General features: G+C 64.2%; 23 protein-coding genes. 17 read left to right on the forward strand and 6 right to left on the reverse strand.

The window, feature by feature from the left end:
- Positions 1 to 74 precede the first annotated feature (74 nt).
- The 8 genes from HYG81_RS26780 to HYG81_RS26815 all read left to right on the forward strand — a co-directional run bounded on the left by HYG81_RS26780 (position 75) and on the right by HYG81_RS26815 (position 7777).
- On the forward strand, positions 75 to 1187 hold the full coding sequence (locus HYG81_RS26780; protein WP_180842696.1) for a FlaD/FlaE family flagellar protein: 1113 nt from the start codon (positions 75 to 77) through the stop codon (positions 1185 to 1187).
- Positions 1188 to 1225: 38 nt separating this feature from the next.
- A complete protein-coding gene (gene arlF, locus HYG81_RS26785) occupies positions 1226 to 1672 on the forward strand; it encodes an archaellum stator protein ArlF (RefSeq protein ID WP_180842697.1) in 447 nt (148 codons plus the stop codon).
- 3 nt (positions 1673 to 1675) lie between these two features.
- Positions 1676 to 2137: an archaellum stator protein ArlG gene (gene arlG, locus HYG81_RS26790; RefSeq protein ID WP_180842698.1), complete on the forward strand. Its 462-nt coding sequence runs from the start codon at positions 1676 to 1678 to the stop codon at positions 2135 to 2137.
- The gene (gene arlH / locus HYG81_RS26795; RefSeq protein ID WP_180842699.1) at positions 2134 to 2862 is read left to right on the forward strand and encodes an archaellum protein ArlH; all 729 of its coding nucleotides are present in this window, start codon (positions 2134 to 2136) and stop codon (positions 2860 to 2862) included. Before arlG ends, arlH begins: the two co-directional genes overlap by 4 nt.
- Positions 2863 to 4542, forward strand: a complete 1680-nt coding sequence (locus tag HYG81_RS26800) for a type II/IV secretion system ATPase subunit (RefSeq protein WP_180842700.1) — start codon at positions 2863 to 2865, stop codon at positions 4540 to 4542. It abuts the gene before it with no gap.
- Between the two features lie 4 nt (positions 4543 to 4546).
- Positions 4547 to 6280: an archaellar assembly protein FlaJ gene (gene flaJ, locus HYG81_RS26805; protein ID WP_180842701.1), complete on the forward strand. Its 1734-nt coding sequence runs from the start codon at positions 4547 to 4549 to the stop codon at positions 6278 to 6280.
- A gap of 194 nt (positions 6281 to 6474) precedes the next feature.
- Positions 6475 to 6936: a FlaD/FlaE family flagellar protein gene (locus HYG81_RS26810; RefSeq protein ID WP_180842702.1), complete on the forward strand. Its 462-nt coding sequence runs from the start codon at positions 6475 to 6477 to the stop codon at positions 6934 to 6936.
- Positions 6937 to 7276: 340 nt separating this feature from the next.
- Positions 7277 to 7777, forward strand: coding sequence for a helix-turn-helix transcriptional regulator (locus tag HYG81_RS26815; RefSeq protein WP_180842703.1), 501 nt, complete (start codon positions 7277 to 7279; stop codon positions 7775 to 7777).
- Between the two features lie 189 nt (positions 7778 to 7966).
- On the opposite strand, the gene HYG81_RS26820 is transcribed toward HYG81_RS26815, so the two are convergent.
- Both HYG81_RS26820 and HYG81_RS26825 read right to left on the reverse strand, forming a co-directional pair.
- Entirely contained in the window at positions 7967 to 8404 is a 438-nt protein-coding gene (locus HYG81_RS26820) for a DUF7112 family protein (protein WP_180842704.1), read from the reverse strand.
- Positions 8405 to 8431: 27 nt separating this feature from the next.
- Positions 8432 to 8833, reverse strand: a complete 402-nt coding sequence (locus tag HYG81_RS26825; protein ID WP_180842705.1) for a 30S ribosomal protein S6e — start codon at positions 8831 to 8833, stop codon at positions 8432 to 8434.
- Positions 8834 to 9170: 337 nt separating this feature from the next.
- On the opposite strand from HYG81_RS26825, the gene HYG81_RS26830 reads away from it, so the two are divergent.
- From HYG81_RS26830 to gltB, 7 genes are all read left to right on the forward strand, one after another.
- The gene (locus tag HYG81_RS26830) at positions 9171 to 9449 is read left to right on the forward strand and encodes a WNWW family protein (protein ID WP_180842706.1); all 279 of its coding nucleotides are present in this window, start codon (positions 9171 to 9173) and stop codon (positions 9447 to 9449) included.
- A 55-nt stretch (positions 9450 to 9504) separates the two neighbouring features.
- Positions 9505 to 9849 (forward strand): hypothetical protein, encoded by a 345-nt coding sequence (locus HYG81_RS26835; protein WP_180842707.1) that lies wholly within the window; start codon positions 9505 to 9507, stop codon positions 9847 to 9849.
- A 102-nt stretch (positions 9850 to 9951) separates the two neighbouring features.
- Positions 9952 to 10374, forward strand: a complete 423-nt coding sequence (locus HYG81_RS26840) for an SHOCT domain-containing protein (RefSeq protein ID WP_180842708.1) — start codon at positions 9952 to 9954, stop codon at positions 10372 to 10374.
- 136 nt (positions 10375 to 10510) lie between these two features.
- Positions 10511 to 11749, forward strand: coding sequence for an MBL fold metallo-hydrolase (locus HYG81_RS26845; RefSeq protein WP_180842709.1), 1239 nt, complete (start codon positions 10511 to 10513; stop codon positions 11747 to 11749).
- A gap of 84 nt (positions 11750 to 11833) precedes the next feature.
- Positions 11834 to 12274, forward strand: a complete 441-nt coding sequence (locus HYG81_RS26850) for a hypothetical protein (RefSeq protein WP_180842710.1) — start codon at positions 11834 to 11836, stop codon at positions 12272 to 12274.
- A gap of 156 nt (positions 12275 to 12430) precedes the next feature.
- Complete coding sequence (gene proS, locus HYG81_RS26855; protein ID WP_180842711.1) at positions 12431 to 13912, forward strand: proline--tRNA ligase; 1482 nt, start codon at positions 12431 to 12433, stop codon at positions 13910 to 13912.
- Between the two features lie 390 nt (positions 13913 to 14302).
- Positions 14303 to 18856, forward strand: coding sequence for a glutamate synthase large subunit (gene gltB / locus HYG81_RS26860; protein WP_180842712.1), 4554 nt, complete (start codon positions 14303 to 14305; stop codon positions 18854 to 18856).
- Positions 18857 to 18895: 39 nt separating this feature from the next.
- On the opposite strand, the gene HYG81_RS26865 is transcribed toward gltB, so the two are convergent.
- Both HYG81_RS26865 and HYG81_RS26870 read right to left on the reverse strand, forming a co-directional pair.
- On the reverse strand, positions 18896 to 19303 hold the full coding sequence (locus HYG81_RS26865; protein ID WP_180842713.1) for a GIY-YIG nuclease family protein: 408 nt from the start codon (positions 19301 to 19303) through the stop codon (positions 18896 to 18898).
- 81 nt (positions 19304 to 19384) lie between these two features.
- Complete coding sequence (locus HYG81_RS26870) at positions 19385 to 20146, reverse strand: hypothetical protein (protein ID WP_226777532.1); 762 nt, start codon at positions 20144 to 20146, stop codon at positions 19385 to 19387.
- Here HYG81_RS26870 and HYG81_RS26875 point away from each other — a divergent pair.
- Entirely contained in the window at positions 20141 to 21112 is a 972-nt protein-coding gene (locus tag HYG81_RS26875) for a hypothetical protein (RefSeq protein ID WP_226777533.1), read from the forward strand. The genes HYG81_RS26870 and HYG81_RS26875 overlap by 6 nt on opposite strands.
- A 316-nt stretch (positions 21113 to 21428) precedes the next feature.
- Here the strand turns inward: HYG81_RS26875 and HYG81_RS26880 are convergent, their stop codons facing one another.
- Positions 21429 to 22427 (reverse strand): RAD55 family ATPase, encoded by a 999-nt coding sequence (locus tag HYG81_RS26880; protein WP_180842716.1) that lies wholly within the window; start codon positions 22425 to 22427, stop codon positions 21429 to 21431.
- Between the two features lie 645 nt (positions 22428 to 23072).
- Between HYG81_RS26880 and HYG81_RS26885 the strand changes: the two genes are divergently transcribed.
- Positions 23073 to 24119, forward strand: coding sequence for an NAD-dependent epimerase/dehydratase family protein (locus tag HYG81_RS26885; protein ID WP_180842717.1), 1047 nt, complete (start codon positions 23073 to 23075; stop codon positions 24117 to 24119).
- Between the two features lie 151 nt (positions 24120 to 24270).
- Here HYG81_RS26885 and dgoD read toward each other — a convergent pair whose 3' ends face one another.
- Positions 24271 to 25425 carry a galactonate dehydratase gene (gene dgoD, locus HYG81_RS26890; protein WP_180842718.1) on the reverse strand — a complete coding sequence of 385 codons (1155 nt, stop codon included), beginning with the start codon at positions 25423 to 25425 and terminating at the stop codon, positions 24271 to 24273.
- Positions 25426 to 25509 lie beyond the last annotated feature (84 nt).

A 25509-nucleotide genomic window follows, 5' to 3' on the forward strand; every position in this document is an offset into this window, starting at 1 on the left:
GACCGTATCGTCCGGCAAAGAAGACCGCCTCCGACGACAGGTGATGAGCCGAGTGACGGGCTCGCAGAGCTAAGATGGATTTCGGACTCGCCTCGCTGCGAAGCTTCATCGAAGACTTCCTCAGTGATAGCGGCGGCCGTCGCGGCCGCGATCGCGAGCAGCGCCGACAACAGCAGGACGATGGCGGTGCCGACACGGCCAACGCACAGGCCGGAGACGATTCTGCGGAGGACTCCAGTGAGGAGTCGGCAGACGAGGAACGAAACGAGTCCGACGAGAAGAGCGGTGGCGGACTGTTCGGTCGCGGGAAGGGCTCGAGCGGCGACGAGGAGGACTTCGACGATCTCTTCTACCGGATCGAGGAGCTCGAGGAGGAACTCGAGAACAAGGAGTCGACGCTGGGCACGGTGCAGGACTCCCAGCGGCAGGTCGCGGACCAGGTCGAGGAGATGAACGACACGGTTCGCCAGCTGCTCGGCGTGTACGACATGTTGACCGACGACGTGAACCCGTTTACCGGCGCGGGCGAGGAACGAAACGGGTTCGGCGTCTTCGGCGAGGACGAGGCGACGACCGACGGCGGGAGCGAGACAATGGCCGAGTTCCAAAGCGAAACTGGGTCATCGAAACGCGAGGAGACGGTCTCGTTCGACGATCTCAAGGGCGTCATCGAGGACGCGGCGGCTCAGACCGACGGCTCCGGCGACGAGCCCGGCGGCGAGGCGATCACGTTCGACGAAGACGACGGCGACGACGACACCCGCGTCGAAGTGCAACCGACCGAGAGCGTCGACGGCCCCGATCCGGAGCGGCGTGCGGACGTCGACGCGACGGACGCGGCGGACGATGACGAATCGGACGTGACCCTCGCGTCGCTCGCGGACACGTACGCGAGTGACATCATCGTCCTCGAGTGGCTGACCGACCTGGTCCGGACGGCCGGGCCGGCCGCGACGCTGCGTGCGATTTCGTACTACGCCGAGATCGGCTGGATCGGCGACGAGGTCAAAGACCACCTCGAGGCAATGCTGAGCGGCCCCGATCTCGACATTCACGTCGATCCGGAGACGACGCCGGACGAACTGACCGCCGAGGATCACGCCGATAGCTACACGTACATCATGAAGCTACAGGAGATCCACGAGACGAAACGGGAAGTCGGTCCGGATACCGGAGCGGGGCCGTAGCAATGCGTTGGAGCGACGAGGGAGGACGGTGATCGGACGTGGGATTCAGTACCAGCGGCGCGACGGCGATTATCCTCATCGGCGCACTCATCGCGGCGGGGATCGCCTACCCGGTGTTCCACACGGCACAGGAGGAACGACGGACGGCGATCCAGGACCGCGACGATCGGACGTTATCGATGCGGAACACCGCGATCGCGATCGACTCGTGGAGCTACAACGAGAGCGGCAACGAGAACTTCAGTATGAGCATAACTAACACCGGTTCGACGACGCTCTCGGTTGCCGAGACGGATCTGCTAGTCGACGGCGTCTACCAACCCGAGGGCACGTACGAGACGAACGTTGAGGGGAGCGCTGAACGCGATCTGTGGCAGCCCGGCGAGACGCTGAACGTGACGACCAACAGGACGACCGAACTGAACAGAGTGAAACTGGTAACCGAGTACGGAATCGCCGAGACGGTAACGGAGATTGGAGCGTGAACCATGGCAGGTGACTCGGTCTCCACACTGATTCTGTTTATCGCCGCGATGTTAGTTGCCGCCGGCGTCGCCGGGACACTGATAACCAACGTCAACGAACTCAGCAACTCGGTCGACACCCAGAGCAGCGACGTGACGGACAAGATCGACACCGACATCGAGATTATCAGCGATCCGGGAAGTGATGCAGTCTACGATTCGAACGCGGAAAACGTCACGCTCCTCGTGAAAAACACCGGTCGAGAGACACTCGCAGCCGACAGTAGCGCGATCGACGTGCTGATCGACGGCTCGTACGTCTCGAACGATGAGTTTACCATCACAGTCACGGACGACGGTCCCTGGCGTTCCGGATCGGTCGCTGAACTCGAGATCGACCGGTCGCTCGCGACGGGCGAGGAGCACCGAATTAGCGTGACCGTCAACGGTGCGGAGGAGGTGTTCGAGTTCTACGTCCAACCATGACTGACTACTACTCCATCGGGTTGACCGATCAAGATCGTGTGAACACCGCCATTGGCGGCGGGATTCCATCGGGGAGTATCGTACTCATCGAAGGCCAGGACGGCGCGGGCAAGAGCGCGCTCTCCCAGCGGTTTTCCTACGGCATTGCCTCCGAGGACGCCTACGTCACCTATATCTCGACGGAGCTCGAGTCCTGGGAGTTCGTCCAGCAGATGCACTCGCTGTCCTACGACGTGGTCGACCTGCTGTTGGACGAACAGCTACTCTTCTTGCACGCGAACATCGACACCCACGACGAGGGCCGAGAACGCCAGCTCCTCGCGCGACTCGCGAGCGCGAAAACGCTCTGGAAGGCCGATGTCGTCTTCGTCGACACGCTTTCGGCACTGTTGCGGAACGATCCCAACTATGAGGGAGTCATCGAGGTAGGCGACGAGGACCACGTCATTCAACGACTCGTCACGTTCCTGCGCCAGATGACGATGAAGGACAAATCGGTTGTGCTGACGGTCGATCCGACGAGCGTCAGCGACGACGCGTTGCGACCGCTACGGAACATGGCAGACATCTACTTCCAGATCGAGACGAACACGGTCGGCCAGGAAATCAGACGGAAAGTTCTGGTCCGGCGCTTCCAGAACATGAAGAGTCCGGTCGACGACTCCATCGGCTTCACCGTCCAACAGGGACGGGGGATCTCGATCGTCAGCAGGACGGTGGCCTAAATGTCCGACTTCGGAAGCGCGCGGCTCGAGAACGAACTCGACGCACTGGCCGACGAGCACCCCCACCTGCGGGAACACCTCGAGTGGTTCCACGAGGAGTACGGCGAGTATCCGAAGCTCATCGACGAACCGTCCGGGGAGTGGGAGTCGAACCGGCCGAACGTCATCTACGAGGCCGAGGCACCGATCTTCTGTCACGTCCACGGTGATCTGGGGATCGACACTACCTACTACTGCGTCGAGCCAATCCTCAAGGATACGGACAAGGCGCTGTACGACCAGATCAGACGGCGAATCCTCGACAAGAGCGTGACGCGACCCGCACCGGGCGATAACGAGGAGTTCGAGGAGCACCTGGACGAACTGCTGGACGAAGTCGTCGAAATCACGTCGGGAATCACCGGGCAGTCGATCGGCCGGCTGAAGTCCTTCGGCACGAGCAAAGTCTCGCTTTCGCAGGATCAGTTCACCCGATTGCGATACCAGCTCCAGCGCGACATCGTCGGACTCGGCCCGCTGGAACCGGTGATGGTCGACACGGCCAACGAGGACATCCACGTGATCGGGCCCAAGCAGTGTTACCTCGATCACGGCACCTACGGCATGATCTCGGCGACGGTCGACTTCGGGACGCCCGAGGAGTTCGAGCAGTGGCTCCGAAATATGGGCGAACGGATGGACCACCCCGTCAGCGACTCCGACCCGATCATCGACGCGACCCTGCCCGACGGCTCGCGTATCAACATCATCTACTCCGACGACGTCTCCGTCCAGGGGCCCTCGATGACCATCCGACAGGGCGAGGAGATCCCGCTGTCGGTCTTCCAGATCACGAAATGGGGGACGATTTCCCCGGAACTGGCCGCCTACCTCTGGCTCTGTCTCGAGAACGAACAGACCGTGTTCGTCGTCGGCGAAACGGCGTCCGGGAAGACGACGACGCTGAACGCGGCGCTGTCGTTTATCCCGCGGGACGCGAAGATCTACACAGCGGAGGACACCTCGGAGGTCATCCCGCCGCACAACACCTGGCAGCAACTGCTCACCCGCGAGGGGTCGGGCGACGAGTCGGCCGACGTAGATATGTTCGACCTGGTCGCGGCCGCGCTCCGATCGCGACCGGACTACATCATCGTGGGTGAGGTCCGCGGGGCGGAAGGGCAGATGGCGTTCCAGGCAGCCCAGACCGGTCACCCCGTCATGCTGACCTTCCACGCCAGCGACATCGTCTCGATGATCCAGCGCTTTACCGGCGCGCCGATCAACGTCCCCGAGACGTTCATGGACAACTGCGACGTCGCGCTGTTCCAGAACCGGGTGAAGCAAGGCGACGACGTCCTCCGGCGGGTGACCTCGGTCCAAGAGATCGAGGGCTACTCCGACTACGAGGGCGGCGTCGTCACCCGGCAGGCCTTCAAGTGGGACCCCCGCGACGACGATGTCGCCTTCACGGGCCGGAACAACTCCTTCGTCCTCGAGGAACAGATCGCGACGCTGCTGGGCTACCAGGATACCCGGAAGATCTACGACGAACTCGACCGCCGCGCGGAGATCATCCGCCAGCTCATCGACGCCGACGTGCTGGGCTACCACGAGGTCAACGACGCGATCGCCGGCTTCCATCGCGACGGCCTTGAGGGGCTGCCAATCCGGATCACTGGTATCGACCAGTTCGCCTAGTCCCATGTCAACTGACTCCCAGTCCGAGTCCGTGCCGGATATGAGCGCTCGATCGACGCTCGAGTCGCTCAATATGGCGTACGCGAACATGGATATGTCCGTGTCGCGGTATCTGCTGCTCGTCATCGCGCCCGCGTTCGCGTTCCTCATCGGGACCGGAATCGCGGTCGTCGTGCTCGGGCTCTCGCTGATGATCGGCCTCCCGGTCATCCTCCTGGGACTGTTGGCGATGGTCGTCGCGATCATCTACCCCAAGCTGGCACAGGACCGCAAGCGCAAACAGATTCGCCAACGCTTTCACCTGTTTTTGACCCACATCACCGTCCTCTCGATGACGAACATCAACCGCGTCGAGATCTTCCGCACCCTCGCGGAGGAAGAGGAGTACGACGCCTTGGCCGAGGAGATGGGACACCTCGTCGCGATGGTCGACACCTGGAATCAGAGCCTCGACGATGCCTGCCGGCTCCGCGCCAAACAGACGACGAGCCCGCTCCTGACGGACTTCCTCGAGCGGCTGGCGTACACGGTCGGCGGCGGCCAGCAGATCAGCGAGTTCCTGATCGACGAACAGGACACGATCATCCAGCAGTTCGTCACCCGGTACGAAGCGGACCTGGGGAAACTCGACGTGATGAAGGAGCTGTACATGTCGATGATGCTCTCGGTGGCGTTCATTCTCGTGTTCGCGATCGTGCTGCCGATCCTGACGGGAACGAGTCCGACGCTGCTGATCGGCGGCACCATCGCCATGTTCTCGATCGTACAGGTCGCGTTCATCTACGCGATCCACGTCATCTCGCCGTACGACCCCCTCTGGTACATCGAGGAGACGGAAGGGACCGGCCCGCTCACCCGGATTCCGCGAGCGCTCGCGATCGGTATCGGCTGTAGCATCGTCCTCGCCGTCGTCATGGGACTGACCGCCCTCGGGTACGTTCCGCCGATCGCCGACCGCGTCCCGCTGGCGATCATGGTCGCGATCCCCGTGACACCGCTGCTCCTCCCCGGCTGGCGGATGCGACAGGAAGAACAGAAGGTCAAGGTCCGCGACGGAGAGTTTCCGAGTTTTATCCGCGCACTCGGCGCTGTCGAGAGCGTCAAACAGACCTCGACCGGGAGCGTCCTCGAGAGCCTGCGGCGCAAGGACTTCGGGGCGTTAACTGACAACATCGACGCGCTGTACAAGCGGCTCAATATGCGGATCGACGACATCCGCTCGTGGCGGCTGTTCGCGGCGGAGACCGGCTCCTATCTGATCCAAAAGTTCGGCGACATGTACGTCGTCGGTCGCCAGATGGGCGGCGATCCGAAAGTTCTCGGTCAGGTCATCAGTGAAAACCAGAACGAAGTGCTCAAAGTCCGCGAGCAACGCGATCAGGCGACGATGACCCTGATCGGCGTCCTCTACGGGATCACCGCTTCGGCCGTCTTCTCGTTTTTCGTCGGCCTCGAGGTCGTCGAGATCATGATGGAGATCACGAGCGGGATGGACCTCGAGGGGCAGGGCAACTTTACTGGCGGCCTGCTCAACACCGAGCAATACAACATTCAGATCATCGAGTACCTGTTGCTCCTGACGATTCTCATCAACGCTGCACTCTCGGCGATCATGATCCGGATCACCGACCGCGGCCACATCATCAGCACGCTGGTTCACTTCGTCTTCCTGACCTGGCTCGGTGCCGTCATCGCGGTCATCACGGAGTACGTCGTTAGCATGGCAATCAGCGTCTAGCGGCGGTCGACCCTGTCCCCGCTTGCATCGGCACTCGTCCCCCGCTCGCATCAACCGTTAATCGACTCGACCCCGATCGTTTGCAGCCGCACCCCCCTCGAACCGTTGCGGTGACGACTCACCGCTCGTAATGACGGGAATGTTCTTGAGTCGTGCACGACTGCACTACAATAGACCGGCGACACCAGCCACCCATGACAGACTCACAACCATACCTCGAGACGCTCGAGCGATCGGCCGGGCGAACCAACGCCACCATCCAGTGGGCGCGCTTTCTCGGCGAAACGTTCGGCACGACGGGCGCACTCAACTGTCTTCGGTACTACGAGGACCTGGGCTGGATCAGCCCACTCGTCCGCGAGCAGATGACCTCGTACCTTCGCGGGCTCTCTCTCGGGGAGATCCACAACAAACGCTACGACGAACCGACGACGCTCGAGTATCCCCTCGAGTCTCTGAGCGGGACGCTCTTTAGCGCACACGCACAGACCCTCGAGTACATCGCGAAGATCCGAGGCGACGACCTCGAGGAACACGTGATGATCGCACGGATGGCCGAGCGGCGAGTCGAACGGCGAATCGATGACGATGCGGACGAGAGCGATGAACCGAACGAGATGGTGAGTATCATCCGCGACGGCCCATCATCCCACTGACCATCTATCCATCATGTGGCCACCACACTTATCAGTAGTTTCGCCTTCTTGACCGTAATCTTCAGTACTAATACTGTTTCTACGATTTTCTGTACAAACGTTTCGTTCTATAGAGCCATCTGAGCTATTGCCAGACGAGTTCCTGAGAGGGCAGTTATTGTGTTATTCACTACTAGTTGAATTATATCCATTCTATACTGTTCGGTTCCCTGTCTCTTAATACGGGTCGGTGTCAGGAACATAATAGCCGTGAGTGGGGCCATCCCCAATCAGCCGCGACAGTGCGTGGTCGCTGGCTACGGACTGGCCCACATCACGTACCCCCCATAGGTGATCGTCAATGCGTGAGGAGACTCCCAATACCGAAGCCGTGCTCGACCAACTGTCGAAAGCGGTGACTTCGGACTACCAAGCGGAATCGTACGATATCTCGCTCGGATCGACCGATGATGCGAGCAGAGACGTAGAACGCGAACTCGACGAACTGATGGCGCAGGTAAACAGCGCGCTCCCGACCGACGAGGTCCAGTTCGACGAGGCCATCATCAAGGAGAACTTAGACGAAATCCTCCTGATGCTCATCGCGCTCCACGAAGAAACACACGGGAAAGAGCTCCTCTCGGATCTCACCCATCTCTTCGGGGCGCAGCTGAGCCCGGGCACCGTCTACCCGAGCCTGCACAACTTAGAGGAGGAGGACGTGCTCTCGATGCACGCCAAGGTCCGAACCAAGGAGTACTCGATCGCTGACGAGGAGTACGTCCGCGCGACCGTCGAGCGAGCGATGCTGCAACACCTCGCCTTCGGCATGCTGCTGTACGCGTTTCTCCCGCGACTCTAAGCCGCTTCTGTTTTCCGCGCTCGAGTGGAGTACGAACTGCGTTCTCGAGTCCGAAGTCACCGCAGCAGCGACGGGTTCGAGTGAAGAGAGCCATAGTCACTCAGGAGTGAGGAAAGCGACAGTGTCCCAGGCGTGAGCGACATCGGTTCCAGCTACCGCTCGGATACCACGAGATCGATCGCTCGGAGATTACTGGTCCTCGAGATCCTTCGCGATCTCGCTCAGACTGTCGCTTGGCGGCTCCCGCGCGTCGTAATAGGCCGTCTCGCCGGGTGCACGAAGTCCGTAGAGGAACTCGGGTTCGACGACGTCGATCAGCACCGAGCCGCCCCCCGAGACGTCGTGGTCAGTCGTCCACTCGGTGAGTCGGTCGGTCGCGCCGCTGGGATCGCGGGCCTGATCCGGCGTCTCGTAGATACCCGGAATCGACAGGTCGTCGCCCGTCAGCGCCCGCTCAACGCGGGCGAACAGTTCTTCGCCGTCGAGAGCGACCCGGACGACCTCGTCGGTCGGAAACGCACCGCGTTCGTCGGCCGGTACCTCGAGTTTGACGCCGGTCGCCGTCTCCGTACACGTCGACCGGACCGTCTCTACCGAGGGATGGTCGCTCGCAATTCTGTCTCCCATGAAAATGAATCGAAGGAATCGCCGCGATTACTCGTCGTCGTCGCCGCCCTCGCCGAGGAGGTCGTCGACGTCGGTGCTCCCGCGCTCGGCGATCGAGGCGTTGACCTGTGCGACGGCGTCGGAGATTTCGCGACCCCGAACCGTGATCCGGCGGCGCTCGCCGTCACGCTTTGGATGATAGCCAGTCTGTCGGCCCTTCATCAGCACTTGCGTCAGGTTCGGCCCTCCAACCTCGCCGTTGAGCGGGCGACCCGCCTCGTCGGAGCCGCCAGTGATCTCGAGTGTGTAGCCGTCGAGCCCGACCGAGCCGCCGTCGACCTCTTCGCCGATCGACTTGCCCATGAATCGGTTCGCGTCCTGTTCTTCCGCCTCGAGCTGATAGGACGACCCGGATTCGGGGTCGCCGACAACGACCGTGAAACTTGCCATGCCCGACGGAAGACGGCCGTCGCTCAAAAGATCATCGATCGACCTTTTGCTCTGCGGGCGCGCCTATGGCGCGCCCTCGGCAAAACGTCGATGAAAAGCACTCCTCCTTCCATTCCGCTCACTTCGTTCGCTTCATGTCAGTCGTCGGCCCGCTCGCTCCCTTCGGTCGCTCGCGGTCGGTACTGGGCAACCGCCTGCCTTTCCCCGGGTTAGACGGCTCTCGCGTTGCTCGAGCCGTCCGCCCGGCCACGAAATTGTGACCGTTCGTTTCCGATGCTAACTGCACAGGTTGCCGATCGCTCGAACAGTCAAGTAGGTCCGACCCCTACGACGAGTCGTGTTCATCGATCCCGGACGACTCGAGATCCGCCTGCGCGAGGAGTTCGACGGAACGATGGGGCAGTCGCGCGTCGTCGTTCGGCAGGCCGTCGATCTCGCGGATTCCAACCAGTACGAGGGGGACGTGGGTGTAACGCTGACGAACGATATCGTCATCGACGAGCTGTCTGACGCCCCCGACGGAACCCCACCGGAGCGGTGGAACTGGTGGATCGGCTCGCTCGAGGTCGCGTACGGCGGCTACGGCCGGTTCGGGATCCGAAAATATCGGAAATGACTGCCCGATCGGGAGGGCAACACCGATTGTCTTCCACGACGTAGAGGGGGCCACAATGAGCGAGCTATCGCGACCAGTCTGGCCGGCGTATCCGCTGTCGGCGCTCGTCGCCGGCCTCGGTCACTGTTATCTCGGCCGGTGGAAACGCGCCGGGATCTGGTTCGTCTGCTACGGCCTCGCGCTCGCGTTCTTGAGTGCGCGATCGGTGTCGGGTGCGCTCGAGCCGGGTGAGCCGTTCGTCGTGACAGCACTGCAGTTCGACGCGGTGCGCTTCACCGACGTCGCCGTGCCGCTCGCGATCCTGTTGATCTGTCTCCTCGACGTCTATCTCATCGGGCTGACCAAACGGACCGCCGCACGGCAGACCGATGCGAACGACCTTCGCTCGAACAGTTCCTGACGCCGCTGCAAAGAGCCGTCCGCTCGAGAGAGGGTCACTAGACGGAGAATATCGCCGTCTACGGCCCGCGTGATTTTTGTGCACATCCGACGAACGATGCGTATGGGACGTCTCAGTTCCGTCCTGCTACAGGGAATCGGCGTACTCGTACTCGCGCTCGTCGCGTTGAGCGTCGTCGGAACGATCGTCGGTATCGCGCTCTCCGTCGTCGTCACCGTCCTCTCGATACTCGTCTCGCTCGCCATCCTGGGCCTCATGGTCCTGGCAATCGTCGGACTGGTCTCCCTGTTCAGTGGCGACGAAGCCGCCAGTACGGAGACCCAGCCACCACAGCGCTCCGACGACCCAGTTACTACCGAGGAAGGGCTTCGCTCTCGGTACGTCGCCGGCGAACTCGACGACGACGAGTTCGAGCGAGAACTCGAGCGCGTCCTCGGACCGGACGAGCGACGCGGTCGAACGGACTTCGATCGCTCGAGTTCCCGACAGCCCTCAAGCGAGCGACATCGGCTCTGGGAACGCTGACACCGACTCCGGAATCGCTGGCACCGCCACCGGGACCGCTACTCTCAGTTCTCGCTCTCGGATGCAGACGACGAGTTTCTCGACCGGAATCGACGAACCAACGGAGGCAAACGGAGCGAGACCCAATGGACTCGTAATGGACGTCCAGTTGTTGGGTGGCGCGCGCGAGATCGGTCGGAGCGCGATCCTCATCGACGACTCGCTCTTGCTCGATTTCGGGATGGATTCGGGGAATCCGCCGTCGTTCCCGATCGGTGACGTCGATCCCGACGCCGTCGTGGTCAGTCACGGCCACCTCGATCACGTCGGCTCTGTCCCCGCGCTCCTGTCGGGCGACGCGCGGCCGCCGATCCACTGGACGCAACCGACGTACGATCTCACCACGGTCCTCGCGCGAGACACGCTGAAGCTCCACGGCGGGAGCTACGACTGTCCGTTCACCGAGGCGGAACTCGCTCGCATCGCGGAAGTCTCCGAGACCCACGGCTACGAGAGTCCGTTCGAGGCCGCCGGCTACGAGATTACGTTTTTCGACGCCGGCCACGTTCCCGGCAGCGCCCACGTGCTCGTCGATGACGGTGAGACAAAACTGCTCTACACCGGCGACTTCCACACCGAGGAACAGCGGTTACTCGACGGCACCACCGCGCGGCCCGAGGCCGACGTGGTCCTCTGTGAGAGCACCTACTCGGACGTGACGCGACCGCCGCGGCCCGAGATCGAACGCGAGTTCGCCGAGAGCCTCCGGACGACGATCTGGGAGGGCGGCACCGTCGTCGTTCCCGCCTTCGGCATCGGCCGCACGCAGGAGGTCCTCTGCATCTGCGAGGAATACGACCTCGAGTGCTACGTCGACGGGATGGGCAAACGCGTCACGGAACTCTTCTTGCGCGACCGAAACCGAGGGTTCCTGCGCGACCCCGACCTCCTGCGGCGCGCGAAGGGCAACGCCCGATTCGTCGACGGACGCGACGGCCAGCGTCGGCGGATTGCCGAACAGAACACCGTGATCGTCACGACCAGCGGGATGCTCCACGGCGGTCCCGCGATGACCTACGTGCCCGCGATCCGCTCCCATCCGACGAACAAGATCGCCATGACGGGCTATCAGGTCGAGGGGACCCCCGGTCGCGACCTGCTCGAGACGGGCAGCGCCGAGATCGACGGCCGAGTGATGCCGGTCAGCGCGCAGGTCGAACAGTACGACTTCTCCGCGCACGCGGATCGGGACGGTGTTCGCGCGTTCCTCGAGTCCTACGCGGACGCGACGGTACTGATCAACCACGGCGATCGCTGCGAGGCGTTCGCGGCGGAGTTGCGCGCTGACGACTACGACGCAACAGCGCCTGAACTGGGCGAGCGAATCGCGGTCTGAGCGGTCGGGTGATGCTCGCACTCTGGCTACGGTCCGGCACGTTCAACGAGCATGGTTTTCCGTCCGGTCGTGGTTCTCGCGTGCGTGACAGACACAGATTCGGACGCCGGCCCCGACGCCGACGTCGACCTCGAGGAGCTCGAACTGAGCGAGGCCGAACGGGCGGCGCTCCACGAACTCCAACTGAGCATCGAGCACGTCCACCGAGCCTACGGGACGCTGCTCGAGTTCCACCACCAGCTCGGCCACGCGATGGACCGGCTGGGCGACACCGAGGACCGGCTGCGAGAAGCCGGCCACGAGCAGTGGGCGAACGCCCTCCGGGACGACCACCGTCCCGCGGGCGCGATCAGCGACCAGTGGACGTTCGAACTCGTCGAGGAGTTTTCCGACGAGTTCCTCGAGGACGTCGACGCGTTTGAACGCGAGGTCAGAGAGGAACTGGCCGACGGCATCGATCACGTTACCGAGCGCCGACAGAAACGCGAACTTCGCGAGCGCGCCGCGGACGGCGAACGCGACTGATCGCCCGCCTCGAGCGCGCTCGCGGAGCGTCGGAGTCAAACGTCTCGCCCGGAGTCGGAGGAGAGCGTGTCATGCGAAGTCGCAGGTGAAGCGCTCGCGCGGCGTCGCCGGTGGCCTTCGCATGGTTTAAGCCCGCGCTGCCTGCATGTCGACACAATGAGCGACGAGAGTCAAGAACTCGGAATCACCGAGTCGAAATCGCACAAGCCCGGGGAGTGGTACGCCGAGGTTGTCCAGAAGGCGAACCTCGCGGACTACGCCCCGATGGGCGGGTTCATCGTCACGAAGCCGCGCGGCTACGCCCTCTGGGAGGCCATTCAGGACTCGCTGGACGGCTGGTTCAAGGAGACCGGCGTCGACAACGTCTACTTCCCGATGTTCATCCCCGAGAGCTACCTCGAGCGGGAGAAGGACATCGTCGAAGGGTTCGACCCCGAGGTCGCGTGGGTGACCCAGGGCGGCCACGAGGAACTCGAGGAGCGACTGGCCGTCCGTCCCACGAGCGAATCGATCATCGCGCCCTTCATGGCCGAGTGGACCCGCAGCCACCGCGACCTGCCGATGCGGCTCAACCAGTGGTGTTCGGTCGTGCGCTGGGAGGCGACGGAGACCAAGCCGTTCTTCCGGACGAAGGAGTTCATGTGGCAGGAGGGTCACACCGCCCACGCCTCGAACGCGGGCGCGTGGGAGGAGGTCTGGACCCGGCTGGGCCAGTACGAGCGCGTCTACGAGGACGTGCTGGCGATTCCGGTGCTGCGGGGCAAGAAGCCCGAACACGACAAGTTCCCCGGCGCGGATACGACGACGACCGTCGAGGCGCTGATGCCCGACGGCAAGTCCGTTCAGGGGGCGACGAGTCACAACCTCGGCCAGAGCTTCGCCGAGGCGTTCGACATCACCTTTGCCGACGAGGACGAGGCCGAACAGACGGCTTACACCACCTCGTGGGGACTCTCCTGGCGGGCGATCGGGGCACTCATCATGACCCACTCCGACGACCAGGGGCTCGTGCTCCCGCCGACGGTCGCGCCGACACAGGTCGTCATCGTCCCCATCTGGCAGGAAGATACCAAGGACGACGTCCTCGAGTACTCCGAAGAGATCGCCGAGGACCTCGAGGACGCCGGGTTCCGCGTCGAGCTCGACGACCGAGACGAGCGCAATCCCGGCTTCAAATTCAACGAGCACGAGCTCAACGGGATCCCCCTCCGGCTGGAGATCGGCCCCCACGAGGTCGACGACGGGGAAGCAACGCTGGTCCACCGGCCGGACAACGAACAGTCCGTCGCCGAGCGCGACGAGATCGTCGACGCCGTCGACGAGCATCTCGACGAGATCTACGACAAACTGTACGAGGCGGCCGAGGAGAACCTCGAGGAGAACGTCCGAGAAGCCTACAGTCCGGAGGAGATCCTCGGGACGATCGGCAAACACGGCGGCTACGTGAAGACGGCGTGGTGTGGCGACGAGGCCTGCGAGGAGGCTATCAAGGAGAAGATCGCCGCCGAGATCGTCATGCAGCCCCTGGCCGACGAGGGCGGGGAGACGGCCGGCGAGGTTCCCGAACCCGACCGCGACGAATGTGGCGTCTGTGGCGATCCCGCCGACGAAATCGCGTACTTCGCGAAGTCGTACTGACCGCGGCATAGCAGCCGACGAGTCCAGCGTGGACTCGTCCAGTCGAGAGCTCGCTCGGGCGATAGTGACTATCCGATCACCGAACCCAGTTTACGCGAACCTAACTCTTTAGCCAGTGATTGCTTACCCGATGGATCATAACTAGATGCATGTGGTGTTCACTCTGGTGGGTGGACACTACGTGCCTCTGACAATACTCCCCTCATAGGGGAGCTTTCTCGGAACTGAGCCCTGCTTTCCGTCCCCAGTAGCCAAACGCTCGCGAGCCGAACAGTCGTGATTAATCATGCTATATTTACCACTATACACCTTATATTCATACATATGTGCTTATAATACACTTAGTCATAATGGATTAGCCTCTTATACCTGATCCCGCTACGTGACTCCATGTCACAGCCACATATAGCGTCATCCGCCGAGCGTTCGACGGGGCTCGCCGATCCCGCGGACGCACGGTCGAACTGCGGCGTCGGCGTCGTCATGGATCTCGACGGAGATGAGGGCCACGACGTCGTCGCCGACGGACTCGAACTTCTTCGAAATCTCGAGCACCGCGGGACGACCGGTGCGGAGAAAAACACCGGTGACGGGGCCGGCATCATGCTCCAGACGCCCGATTCGTTCTTCGAACGCGTTCTCGACGCCGATCTGCCGGATACCTACGCCGTCGGTTCGCTTTTTCTCCCACAGGACGAGGCGGCACGGGAAGCGCTCGTCTCGCTGGTCGAGGAGACCGTCGACACCTACGGCCTCTCGGTCCTCGAGTGGCGGGACGTCCCGACGAACAACGACGACCTCGGGAAGACGGCCGTCGACTCCGAGCCGGACGTCTGGCAGGTCGTCATTGCACCCGAAGACGATATCACCGGCGACGACTTCGACCGACGACTCTACGTCGCCCGCCGGGCGCTCGAGAACGCCGTCGAAAGCGCCGATATCGAGAACGCCGAGCGCTTCTACGTCGTCTCGCTGGACTCGAAGACGGTCGTCTACAAGGGGCTTCTGAAGGGCGTTCAGGTTCCCGCTTACTATCCGGATCTCACCGACGAGCGGATGGAATCGAACTTCGCGATGGTCCACGAGCGGTTCTCGACGAACACGCTCGGTGCCTGGCACCTCGCCCATCCCTACCGGAACATCATCCACAACGGCGAGTTCAACACCATTCAGGGCAACATCAACTGGATGCGCGCCCGCGAGACCGATATCGAAAGCGACGTCTTAGAAGACCTCGAGGCGGTCAAACCGATCATCGACGATCCAGAGCAGTCCGATACGGCGAGCGTCGACAACGCCCTCGAACTCCTCATGCAGGATGGTCGGGACCTCGAACACGCCCTGCGGATGCTCGTTCCCGAGGCCTGGCGCGGCGACGACGCGATGGACGAGGACCGCAAGGACTGGTACGACTTCCACGCCTCGCTCGTCGAACCGTGGGACGGCCCCGCGCTCGTCGCGGCGACCGACGGCGAACGCGTCGGTGCAGTGCTGGACCGCAACGGATTGCGTCCCTGCCGGTACGACGTGACGACGGACAACCGCCTGATCATGGCCAGCGAGGCCGGCGCGCTCGAGACCGACCCTGAGAACATCGAGGAGCGCGGCCGCCTCAAGCCCGGCCAGCTGTTCCTCGCCGATCCCAACGAGGGACGCGTCATTCCCGACGAGGAGGTCTTCGACGACCTCACCGACGACCGCTACGGCGAGTGGGTCGAGCAGGAGCAAGTTCACATAGACGACATCCGGACCACGAACGATCGGATGCCGCAGGGGGCCGTCGACGGCCTGCGCGACCATCAGGCCGCCTTCGGTTACACGCACGACGAACTCGAGAACCTGATCGAGCCGATGACCCAGAAGGGGAAAGATCCCGTCGGCTCGATGGGCGACGACACGCCGCTCTCCGTCCTCACCGAGTTCAACCGACCGCTGTTCTCCTACTTCAAGCAGCTGTTCGCGCAGGTCACCAACCCGCCGCTGGACTACATCCGCGAGGAACTGGTCACCTCGATGGAGTCGCGCCTGGGCTTCCAGCGCAACCTGCTCGACGAGTCGCCCGAACACGCCCGCCAGCTCGTGCTCGACTCGCCGATTCTCACCGACGCCGAACTCGGGTCGATTCGCGACTGTTCGGCCAACGACATCACGGCCGCGACGATCGACATCACCTACGAGCCCGCGAGCGAGGAACTCGGCACCGACCTCGAGGCGGCGCTCGAGCGGGTCCGCGAGGACACCGTCGAGGCGATCGAAGCGGGTCACGACGTCATCGTCCTCTCGGATCGGGCCGTCGACGACGACCGGATCGCGATCCCGAGCCTGCTGGCGACCGGCGGCGTCCACCACCACCTCGTGCGCAACGGGCTGCGCAACCACGTCGGGCTCGTCGTCGAGTCCGCCGATCCGCGCACGGTCCACCACTTCGCGACGCTGGTCGGCTACGGTGCCGGCGCGGTCAACCCGTACCTCGCCTACCAGACGATCGAGGACATCACCGCGGGCCCCGACGGCGCGGACACCGAAGTCGCGATCGACGCCTACGTCGGCGCGGTCGAGGACGGCCTCCTGAAGATCATGGCCAAGATGGGCATCTCGACCGTCGAGAGCTACCAGGGCGCCCAGATCTTCGAGGCCGTCGGGCTCGATAGCGGCCTCGTCGCGGAGTACTTCGAGGGCACCGAGAACCGCACCGAGGGAATCGGTCTCAGCGAGATCGAGGAGGACCTCCGCGAGCGCCACGCGACCGCCTTCGACGACGGCGAGGAGTCCGACCTCGACCGCCACGGCGAGTTCGAACACCGGTCGGACGGGATTCACCACCAGTGGAACCCGCAAACGGTGGGTGCGCTCCAGCAGGCCGTCCGCTCGAACGACTACGAGCGCTACCAGGAGTTCGCCGAGCTGATCAACGACCAGCAACAGGAACTCCAGACGCTCCGAGGCCTGCTCGAGTTCGATTCCGATCGCGACCCGATCCCGGTCGAGGACGTTGAACCGATCAAGGACGTCGTCCAGCGGTTCTCGACGGCCGCGATGAGTCTCGGGAGCCTCTCGCCGGAGGCCCACGAGAACAACTCGATCGCGATGAACCGGCTGGGCGCCAAGTCCAACTCCGGCGAGGGCGGCGAACCGCCCGAGCGGTTCGACACCGAACGCGAGTGTAACGTCAAGCAGGTGGCGTCGGGCCGCTTCGGCGTCACGTCGACGTACCTCTCGAACGCCGACGAACTGCAGATCAAGATGGCGCAGGGCTCGAAGCCCGGCGAGGGCGGCCACCTCCCCGGATCGAAGGTCAACGAGATGATCGCCCACGTCCGCAAGTCGACGCCCGGCGTGGGGCTGATCTCCCCGCCACCGCTGCACGACATCTACTCCATCGAGGACCTCAAGCAGCTGATCTTCGATCTCAAAGCCGCGAACGAGGCGGCGGACATCAACGTCAAGCTCGTCTCCGAGGCCGGCATCGGCACGGTCGCCGCCGGCGTCGCGAAGGCCAACGCCGACGTGGTCCACATCTCGGGTCACGACGGCGGGACCGGTGCGTCGCCGCGCACCTCGATCAAGAACGCCGGTCTCCCCTGGGAGCTCGGTCTCGCCGAGGCCAACCAGATGCTCTGTGCGACCGGCCTCCGCGACCGCATCCGCGTCTCCACCGACGGCGGGATGAAGACCGGGCGCGACGTCGCCGTCGCCGCCTTGCTGGGTGCCGAGGAGTACATCTTCGGCACCGCCTCGCTCGTCACCGGCGGCTGCGTGATGGCCCGGCAGTGTCACAAGAACACCTGCCCGGTCGGCGTCGCCACCCAGCGCGAGGACCTGCGCAAGCGGTTCCCCGGCGAGCCCGAACACGTCATCAACTACATGACGTTCATCGCCCAGGAGCTGCGCGAACTCATGGCCGAACTCGGCTTCGAGACCATCGACGAGATGATCGGTCAGGTCGACGTCCTGGAACAGCGCACCGACGTCGACCACCCGAAGGCCCGCAAGGTCGACCTCTCGGAGGTCCTCGCAGACCCCGGCAGCGACGTCCGCCGGAAGATCCGCGAGCAGGATCACGAACTCGAGGACCAACTCGACCGGGACCTCATCGAGGCCGCGGCCGACGCCATCGAGGACGGCGAGCCCGTCTCGCTCGAGACCGACGTGACGAATGTCGACCGAACCGTCGGCGCGATGCTCTCGAACCGCATCACCAGTCGCTACGGCGAGCCCGGCCTCCCCGAGGATACGATCACCGTCGACATCGAGGGCACCGCCGGCCAGAGCTTCGGTGCGTTCCTGGCGAGCGGCGTCTCGATGCACCTCGACGGCAGCGCGAACGACTACGTCGGCAAGGGGCTCTCGGGCGGGAAGCTCACGATCCGAACACCTGAGACGGCCGCCTACGATCCCACTGAGAACATCTCGATCGGCAACGTCGCGCTCTACGGCGCGACCGACGGTCAACTGTACGTCAACGGCGTCGCGGGCGAGCGATTCGCGGTCCGCAACTCTGGTGCCAAGGCCGTCGTCGAGGGCGTCGGCGACCACGGTTGCGAGTACATGACCGGCGGCGTCGTCGCCGTCCTCGGCGAGACCGGGAAGAACTTCGCCGCCGGCATGTCCGGGGGCGTCGCCTACGTCTACGACCCCGACGACGACTTCACCGAGCGAGCGAACACCGGCATGGTCTCGCTGCACGACGACCTTGAGGAGAAGGACGAGGAGATGCTGCGCCGCCTCGTCGAAAATCACGTCGCCTACACCGGCTCCGAGCGAGGCGAACGCCTGCTCGAGAACTGGGAGCGCACGCTCGAGGCCTTCGTGAAGGTCATGCCAGAGGCCTACTACGAGGCCATCACCGAGCAGGGCAGCGACGACGTCCGCAACGAACTGCCGGGCGCGCCCGAGGCGGCCGTCGAGGCCGGATCGGCGAGTTTCGCAGCCAGCGACGACTAGCGCGGTCGCAGCCCGTTCGACGACTCTCGCGATTCGCACTTACTCGAGGACGCCGCCTTCCTGTACCGCAGTCTCCCGTATCGCCGCTACGCCGGGCGCTGCGAGAAGGTGCGTATCGCAGTCACAGTCCGAAGCGCCGAACCCGGAGACGGGCTCGCCCGGCAATCGGTCGGCCAGTTCGCACTCCCGGTCGGCGTCCGGGAACGTAATGGCGGTCTCGAGTCGCGTAACGGGATGCCCGAGCAGGTAGTCGATGTGCCAGTGGCGAGTGTTTCGGTCGCCGACAGCGAGTTCGCGGTGGTGATTAACGCGGGCAAAACCGCCAGGGCCCAACGCGCTGCCGACGTAGGCGTACGTACCGGCGTCGAACTCGCGGTCACCGAGCGCACCGACCTCGATGGTCGCCGACTCGGTCACGTCGATGACGAGGACGTACGTGCCGCTCATACCGGATCGTCGTGCCGGCGGCGGCAAAAACGAGGTGATTTCGGGGTCCGGTAGCGGCTACCGGCCGGCGACTCGAGGGGGTTACCTCGACCGGTCCTCGTCACGAGCCTGATCCTCGTCAGCGATCGGATCGCGCTCGTGGACGTGCCGACGGTTGCTCATATCGTCGTTCTGCAGTTGCTGATTTCGGTCACCGCTCGAGCCCCGGTTTGATCCGGAGCCGTCCGTCCAGTCGCCCTGCTCTGATCGCCGTCTCTGTTGCTGGTGCTCGAGACCACCGCCGGACTGCTGCTCTCGGTTCATGCGCCCGCTCGAGGAGCCCTGGGTGTCTCGCCGGTCCTCCTGCCGGCTGAACTGTTGGCTGACCTGATAGTCGCGGTTGGGTCGCTGGCCGCGCTGTCCGCTTCCCTGATCCCGTTGGGTACCGGACTGATGGCCTTCGCTCCGCTGGTGGCGACGGGACTCGGGCTGGCCCCGCTGGAACTGGCTCCCGTGTTGCTCGCTGCCCCGCTGGGACCGGTTTCCTTGCTGGTCTTGCATCCTGTTCTGTTGCCCGCGATGCTGTCGGCCCTGATAGCCCTGTTCGCGGTCCATCGGTTCGGAACCGGTGTCCCGGCTCTCGTGCCAGCGCTGCTGGGCACCCTGTCGCTCCTCGCCGCGCTGTGTGCCCTGCTGGCCGCGTTGAGATCGGTTATCACGCTGGTGACCCTGTCGCATGCCGCCCTGCTGCTGACTGCCCTGCTGGCGATCGGACCCCTCGGTTCCGCGCTGGCCCTGCATGCGGTCCCGTTGACCCTGCATGCCGCCCTGCATACTGCGCTGGCTCTGCTGGCCTCGTTGCATACCGCCCTGCTGACCCTGCTGGCCCTGCATATCGCCCTGCTGTCCACCGCGATGTTCCTCGTGTCGGGCTTCGCCGCCGTACGCGAGGTTTGCTTCGTCTATCGCGTTCGTTTCGAACCCGCTGCGCTGTTGTCGGTTGTCCTGTCGCTGCTGCCTGGTCTGCCGTCCTCGCTGTTGGTCGGGCTGTTGCCGCCGTTGCTGATCGGGTTGTCCTCGCTGTTGGCCGGTCTGTTGTCGCCGTTGCTGATCAGGTTGTCTTCGTTGTTGTCCAGTCTGCTGCCGTTGCTGACCTGGCTTCCCCCGCTGTTGTTCGGTCTGCTGCCGTCGCTGCTGTCCGGACTGTTGCTGTCGCTGCTGATTTGGCTGTCCTCGTTGGTGTCCAGCCTGTTGCCGCGGCTGTTGTCCGAACTGTTGCCCTCGGTGTTGTTCAGGTTGCTGTCCGGTCTGCTGTCGCTGCTGCTGATTAGGCTGTCTCCGCTGCTGCTGGTCAGGCTGTCTCCGCTGCTGACCGGACTGTTGTCCGCGCTGCTGGGTATCTTGCTGCCCGAACTGCTGTCCGCGCTCACCGCGTTGCGCCGACTGCTGGCTACGCTGTGTCCGCTGTTGACCGCCGTGCTGTTGCGTTTGTCCGCCCTGTGGGTATTCTCCCTGCCCCCGGTTGGGCTGCTGCCCGCGCTGGGGGCCTCTGTCGTTTGTCGTTCCGGAACCACGCCCCCAGCCGGTATCAGCGGACGTGTCCTGATGGCCCTCTGTTCGTTCGCGCTCACGCCTGCGGTGCTCGGGGCCCCGGGCATCGATATCATCGCTGTCGCCGCCCTGTCGTCCCCGATTGGTCTCCTGGCCCCGTCCTTCGCGTCGGTTCTGACTGCGCTCTCCCCTGTGGCTCGAGTGCTCGATATCTCGGTCGTCCGTCCGTCGGCCGCTGTCGTATCGGTCGTTCATGGGTGTGTGGATCGTCGGCTGTGAATTCGGGAGTCGATCACCGACTCGCCCCTGATCGACGCGCTGATCGCTGCTGGTCCTGGTGCAGCGTGTGGTGCTATCCCGAACGAGCGCATAAAACCCGAGCGTGAGTTCGCGTGCATGCCCAGTACAGGGTACAGAAGGAGTGACAACGGCGAATACGGACCGAACCGGTGGCAGAGTCTCCGCTCGGCTCGAGGACCGCATTCGGCTCGCGGTCCGTGGCGTCACGCGAGCGAAACGGAAGCGATTCGTGGCAGTCTCGAGGGCCACGTTCGAAGCCGTGTCGAACGGTTCGTATCGTCACTCCGTCGGCCGTCTATCTAGGCTGGTTCGGTTGCGGTGGTCCGCTTCCCAGGTCGTACACCTTCCGTGCGTCCGTGTTCGGACCAAATGCGAACAACCCGCGAGCGGGCTCGTGTTCGTACGTCACCCACTGTGGCAGAAACTGGGCCCCGATCAGTTTGCGAACGGCGAGCTGTTTGAGTCGGACGTCCGTCGCGAGTCGATCGGTCAGTCGGAGGTCGACGATCCCATCGAAGGCGTACTCGGACTCGGGAGCGTTCTCGTCGGCCGTCGACGCGGCGGCGACGACCGGAACGAATCGCGCCTTACAGACCGTCGCCCGGAGCTCTTCGACGAAATCGTAGACCTGCCGATCCCGGAACACCGTCTCGAGTTCGTCGAGCGAGTCGATCGTGACCAGTCCGGTCTCGGTCATCTCGAGGTCGTCGAGCGCGCCGGTGACACTGTTCGTCAGTTCGCGGCGGTCGCTGGGATCGCGCACCTCGACAATCGCGTCCGCGGCGGCCTCGCCGACGAACGTCGTCCACTCGTTTCGCTGTTCGAGAAACGCTTCCCGATCGTCGAGCCGGTGGGTGTAGCAGTCGAGGATCCGCAGGCGATCGTTCTCGAGCGCCGGCAGGACGTTCCACCCGTTCTGATAGAACCGTTCGAGCGTCGCGGTCGGCGGATTGGCGAGGGAGACGACGACAGCGGGTTCGCCGCGCTCGAGGGCGCGCCAGACAAGTTCGATGCCGAGTTCGGCTCGGCGAGTGCCCTCGTCACCGGAGAGGAGGAGAAACGAGTCCGCGGGGATGCCGTTCGGGACGAGCGAGTCGAGCGGTTCGACGCTGGACACGAACCGCTTGTAGGCGCGGGGATCGGAGAGCATCGAGTCGTCGGTGGCGTCGCGGCACGCCACCGAACAGTACCGGCCGTCGTCGCCCTCCTCGACGTCGCCGGGGATCGGATACCGACAGTGGTCGCACTCGAGCGGATAGTCGGGAGCGCGATCCGTCCAGAGCCGTTCTGACATATCGATCCGCCCTACGACGGAGGGGTCAAAAGAACCCGCCCCTGTACGTCACCGCGCTTACCGGTCGCGGGCCGGTACCGATCGCCGTCGCGCTCCGTCACCGATTACGGCACTCAGTCGACGGTTCAACATCTGGCGGATCCAATAGCGCCGTCTGCTCGACGGCCGACAGCATCCCTCAGAACGGGCGAAGAATTCACGTCTCGCGTTCCATCAGTCCGAGTGATAGCTACCAGCGGAGATACATGCTACTGAATCGCTCGAAGCTCTCCGTGAACGAAGCGGTCGGCGTCCCGGGCAGGTAGACTGGGGTCTCAGATCGCTTGATCGAAACACCGGTAATCGGATCTCTGCGTTCGGATGCGTCCATGTATCGGTTTCGAGCCGGGGCTATTTACGAGTTTTCCACCGTAATTTTTGTATTCCTAATTAATGATCATTGGTGGCAAATTCACACGTGGTACTGTCGCTCACGTGTCATCGAAGATCTACAGCGCACTCGGTGTACGCAGTGGTTCCAGAAAACTCGGAGCGAACGGCGGAACCGGAATGGCGACAGAATGAACTGCCGGTACCGCGGAACGCTCTTCTCGCGTCGACTCGCTCGTCCGCCACAGTTTTTTCCCGCAGTCGTGACGGTCACACATGGACAGCGCACTCGTTATCGGCGGCACTCGCTTCATCGGCCGCCACCTCGTCGACGACCTGCTCGAGCACGACTACAGCGTCACCCTGTTCACCCGCGGAAACAGCGGGAACCCGTTCGCCGAGGACGAACGGGTCGACCACGTCGAGGGCGACCGGACGAACGACACGGCCCTCGAGGCAGCCGCGACGACGGTCGATCCCGACGCGGTCTTCGACTGCGTCGCCTACCACCCGAAGGACGTCCGCGCTGCGACCCGCATCTTCGCGGACTGCGAGGCCTACGTCTACGTCTCGAGCGGGGCGGCATACGGCCGCGAGGAGATCCCCAAGCGGGAGGGCGAGACGGCACTCGAGACCTGTACGGCCGAGCAGGCGACCGACGACTCGTTCGAGACCTACGGCAATCGGAAGGCGGAGGGAGACCGCACCGTCTTCGCGGCGGCCGAGAACGGCGTCCGCGCCATGGCCGTCCGCCCGCCGATCGTCTACGGGCCCCACGACCACACCGAGCGACTCGACTGGTGGATCGACCGCGTGAACCGTTTCGACCGCGTCGTGGTGCCCGGCGACGGGACGAACCTCCGCCACCGCGTCTACGTCGAGGACGTGGCCAGCGCGCTCCGGATCGTCGCCGAACGCGGCGCGCCCGGCGAGGCCTACAACGTCGGCGATCGACGGCTCGTCACGCTCGCGGAGATGATCGAACTGGTGGCTGACTCCCTCGATCGCGTGGCGCGTAGCGCCACGGAAAAGGTGAGCGGCAAGCGGAGCGAGCCGAGAATGGGCGACGTGGAACTCGTCCGCGCCGGCCCCCGCGAACTCGCGGCCGGCGACATCGAACTCGACGACTACCCCCTCTACCGGACGTACCCCCACGTCCTCTCGACGGCGAAACTGGCTGCCCTCGGCTGGGAGTCGACGCCGCTCGAGGCGGCGATGGACCGCTCGGTCGCGGACCACCTCGAGAGCGACCGCGACGGGAGCGATCACGGGCCGGACCGGGACGCAGAAGAGCGCGTGCTGGGGATTCTGGACACGTTCTGATCGAGTCCGTTCAGACGCGTCGGACCTCGTCTCACCGAACGTGACGAGCGATGACAGACGCTCGGGGACGGAGCAGCCGGTGACAAAACCGATTATGCGGTCCGGTGTCCGGCCCCGATGGCGAACTCGACTCGGTCCGACGAGGCCAACGTTACCACTCGGCGACGCTGCCGTCGTCGTGGGTCCAGACCGGGTTGTGCCAGTCGACCGGCTCCTCGGATTGCCGTTTCACGTACTCCTCGTCGATCTCGATGCCGAGTCCGGGGCCGTCCGGGATATCGACGTAGCCGTCCTCGTAGTCGAAGACGTCGGGATCGGCCAGGTAGTCGAGGACGTCGCTCGTCTCGTTGTAGTGGATGTCGAGGCTCTGCTCCTGAATGAGGGCGTTCGGCGAGAAGGCGTCGACCTGAATGCACGAGGCCAGCGCGATCGGCCCCAGCGGGCAGTGGGGCGCGACGGCGACGTCGTAGGCCTCGGCCATGCTCGCGATCTTCTTGACCTCCGTGATCCCGCCCGCGTGCGAGAGGTCCGGCTGGATCAGATCGACGACGCCCTGTTCGAACACCGACTTGAAGTCCCACCGCGAGTACATCCGCTCGCCCGTCGCGATCGGGATCGTCGTGTGCTGTGCGATTTCGGGGAGGGCGTCGTTGTGCTCGGGCAACACCGGCTCTTCGACGAACATCGGCTCGTAGGGCTCGAGCGCGGTCACGAGCCGCTTTGCCATCGGCTTCGAGACCCGGCCGTGGAAGTCGACGCCGATGTCGACCTCGTCGCCGACGGCCTCGCGAACAGCCTCGAGGCGATCCCGAGCCGCGTCGACGGCCGCGGGGGAGTCGATGCGGCGCAGTTCGGCCGTCCCGTTCATCTTCAGTGCCGTGAAGCCGTCCTCGACCTTCTCTCTGGCGGCCTCACCGACGTCGGCCGGTCGGTCGCCGCCGATCCACTGGTAGACGCGGAGACGATCGCGCGCGGCGCCGCCGAGCAGCTCGTAAACCGGCGCGTCGAAGCGCTTGCCCTTGATGTCCCACAGGGCCTGATCGATGCCCGCGATGGCGCTCATCAGGATGGGGCCGCCGCGGTAGAAGCCGCCGCGGTAGAGCCGCTGCCAGTGGTGCTCGATCCGCGCCGGATCCTCGCCGAGCAGGTATCCCTCCATCAGCTCCTCGACCGCGGCGCGGACGGTGCGCGCCCGGCCCTCGACGACCGGTTCGCCCCAGCCGACCGTCCCGTCGCTGGTCGTCACCTTGAGGAACAGCCACCGCGGCGGGACCTCGTAGAGTTCGTAGTCAGTAATCTCGCTCATCGGTCCCCTCGCGAGTCACGAGATGGGGCGATCGATCGGTCCGTCTCGGGCGTTCCTCCGACGGCAATCGCGCTCCTCGACGGA

It is taken from the genome of Natrinema zhouii, assembly GCF_013456555.2.
Lineage (GTDB): Archaea > Halobacteriota > Halobacteria > Halobacteriales > Natrialbaceae > Natrinema > Natrinema zhouii.

Coding starts and splice junctions, on each gene's coding strand:
- HYG81_RS26780 (WP_180842696.1), top strand. CDS start 75: ATGGATTTCGGACTCGCCTCGCTGCGAAGCTTCATCGAAGACTTCCTC.
- arlG (WP_180842698.1), top strand. CDS start 1,676: ATGGCAGGTGACTCGGTCTCCACACTGATTCTGTTTATCGCCGCGATG.
- arlH (WP_180842699.1), top strand. CDS start 2,134: ATGACTGACTACTACTCCATCGGGTTGACCGATCAAGATCGTGTGAAC.
- HYG81_RS26800 (WP_180842700.1), top strand. CDS start 2,863: ATGTCCGACTTCGGAAGCGCGCGGCTCGAGAACGAACTCGACGCACTG.
- flaJ (WP_180842701.1), top strand. CDS start 4,547: ATGTCAACTGACTCCCAGTCCGAGTCCGTGCCGGATATGAGCGCTCGA.
- HYG81_RS26810 (WP_180842702.1), top strand. CDS start 6,475: ATGACAGACTCACAACCATACCTCGAGACGCTCGAGCGATCGGCCGGG.
- HYG81_RS26815 (WP_180842703.1), top strand. CDS start 7,277: ATGCGTGAGGAGACTCCCAATACCGAAGCCGTGCTCGACCAACTGTCG.
- HYG81_RS26820 (WP_180842704.1), bottom strand. CDS start 8,404: ATGGGAGACAGAATTGCGAGCGACCATCCCTCGGTAGAGACGGTCCGG.
- HYG81_RS26825 (WP_180842705.1), bottom strand. CDS start 8,833: ATGGCAAGTTTCACGGTCGTTGTCGGCGACCCCGAATCCGGGTCGTCC.
- HYG81_RS26835 (WP_180842707.1), top strand. CDS start 9,505: ATGAGCGAGCTATCGCGACCAGTCTGGCCGGCGTATCCGCTGTCGGCG.
- HYG81_RS26840 (WP_180842708.1), top strand. CDS start 9,952: ATGGGACGTCTCAGTTCCGTCCTGCTACAGGGAATCGGCGTACTCGTA.
- HYG81_RS26845 (WP_180842709.1), top strand. CDS start 10,511: ATGGACGTCCAGTTGTTGGGTGGCGCGCGCGAGATCGGTCGGAGCGCG.
- proS (WP_180842711.1), top strand. CDS start 12,431: ATGAGCGACGAGAGTCAAGAACTCGGAATCACCGAGTCGAAATCGCAC.
- gltB (WP_180842712.1), top strand. CDS start 14,303: ATGTCACAGCCACATATAGCGTCATCCGCCGAGCGTTCGACGGGGCTC.
- HYG81_RS26865 (WP_180842713.1), bottom strand. CDS start 19,303: ATGAGCGGCACGTACGTCCTCGTCATCGACGTGACCGAGTCGGCGACC.
- HYG81_RS26870 (WP_226777532.1), bottom strand. CDS start 20,146: ATGCAACGAGGCCAGCAGAGCCAGCGCAGTATGCAGGGCGGCATGCAG.
- HYG81_RS26880 (WP_180842716.1), bottom strand. CDS start 22,427: ATGTCAGAACGGCTCTGGACGGATCGCGCTCCCGACTATCCGCTCGAG.
- HYG81_RS26885 (WP_180842717.1), top strand. CDS start 23,073: ATGGACAGCGCACTCGTTATCGGCGGCACTCGCTTCATCGGCCGCCAC.
- dgoD (WP_180842718.1), bottom strand. CDS start 25,425: ATGAGCGAGATTACTGACTACGAACTCTACGAGGTCCCGCCGCGGTGG.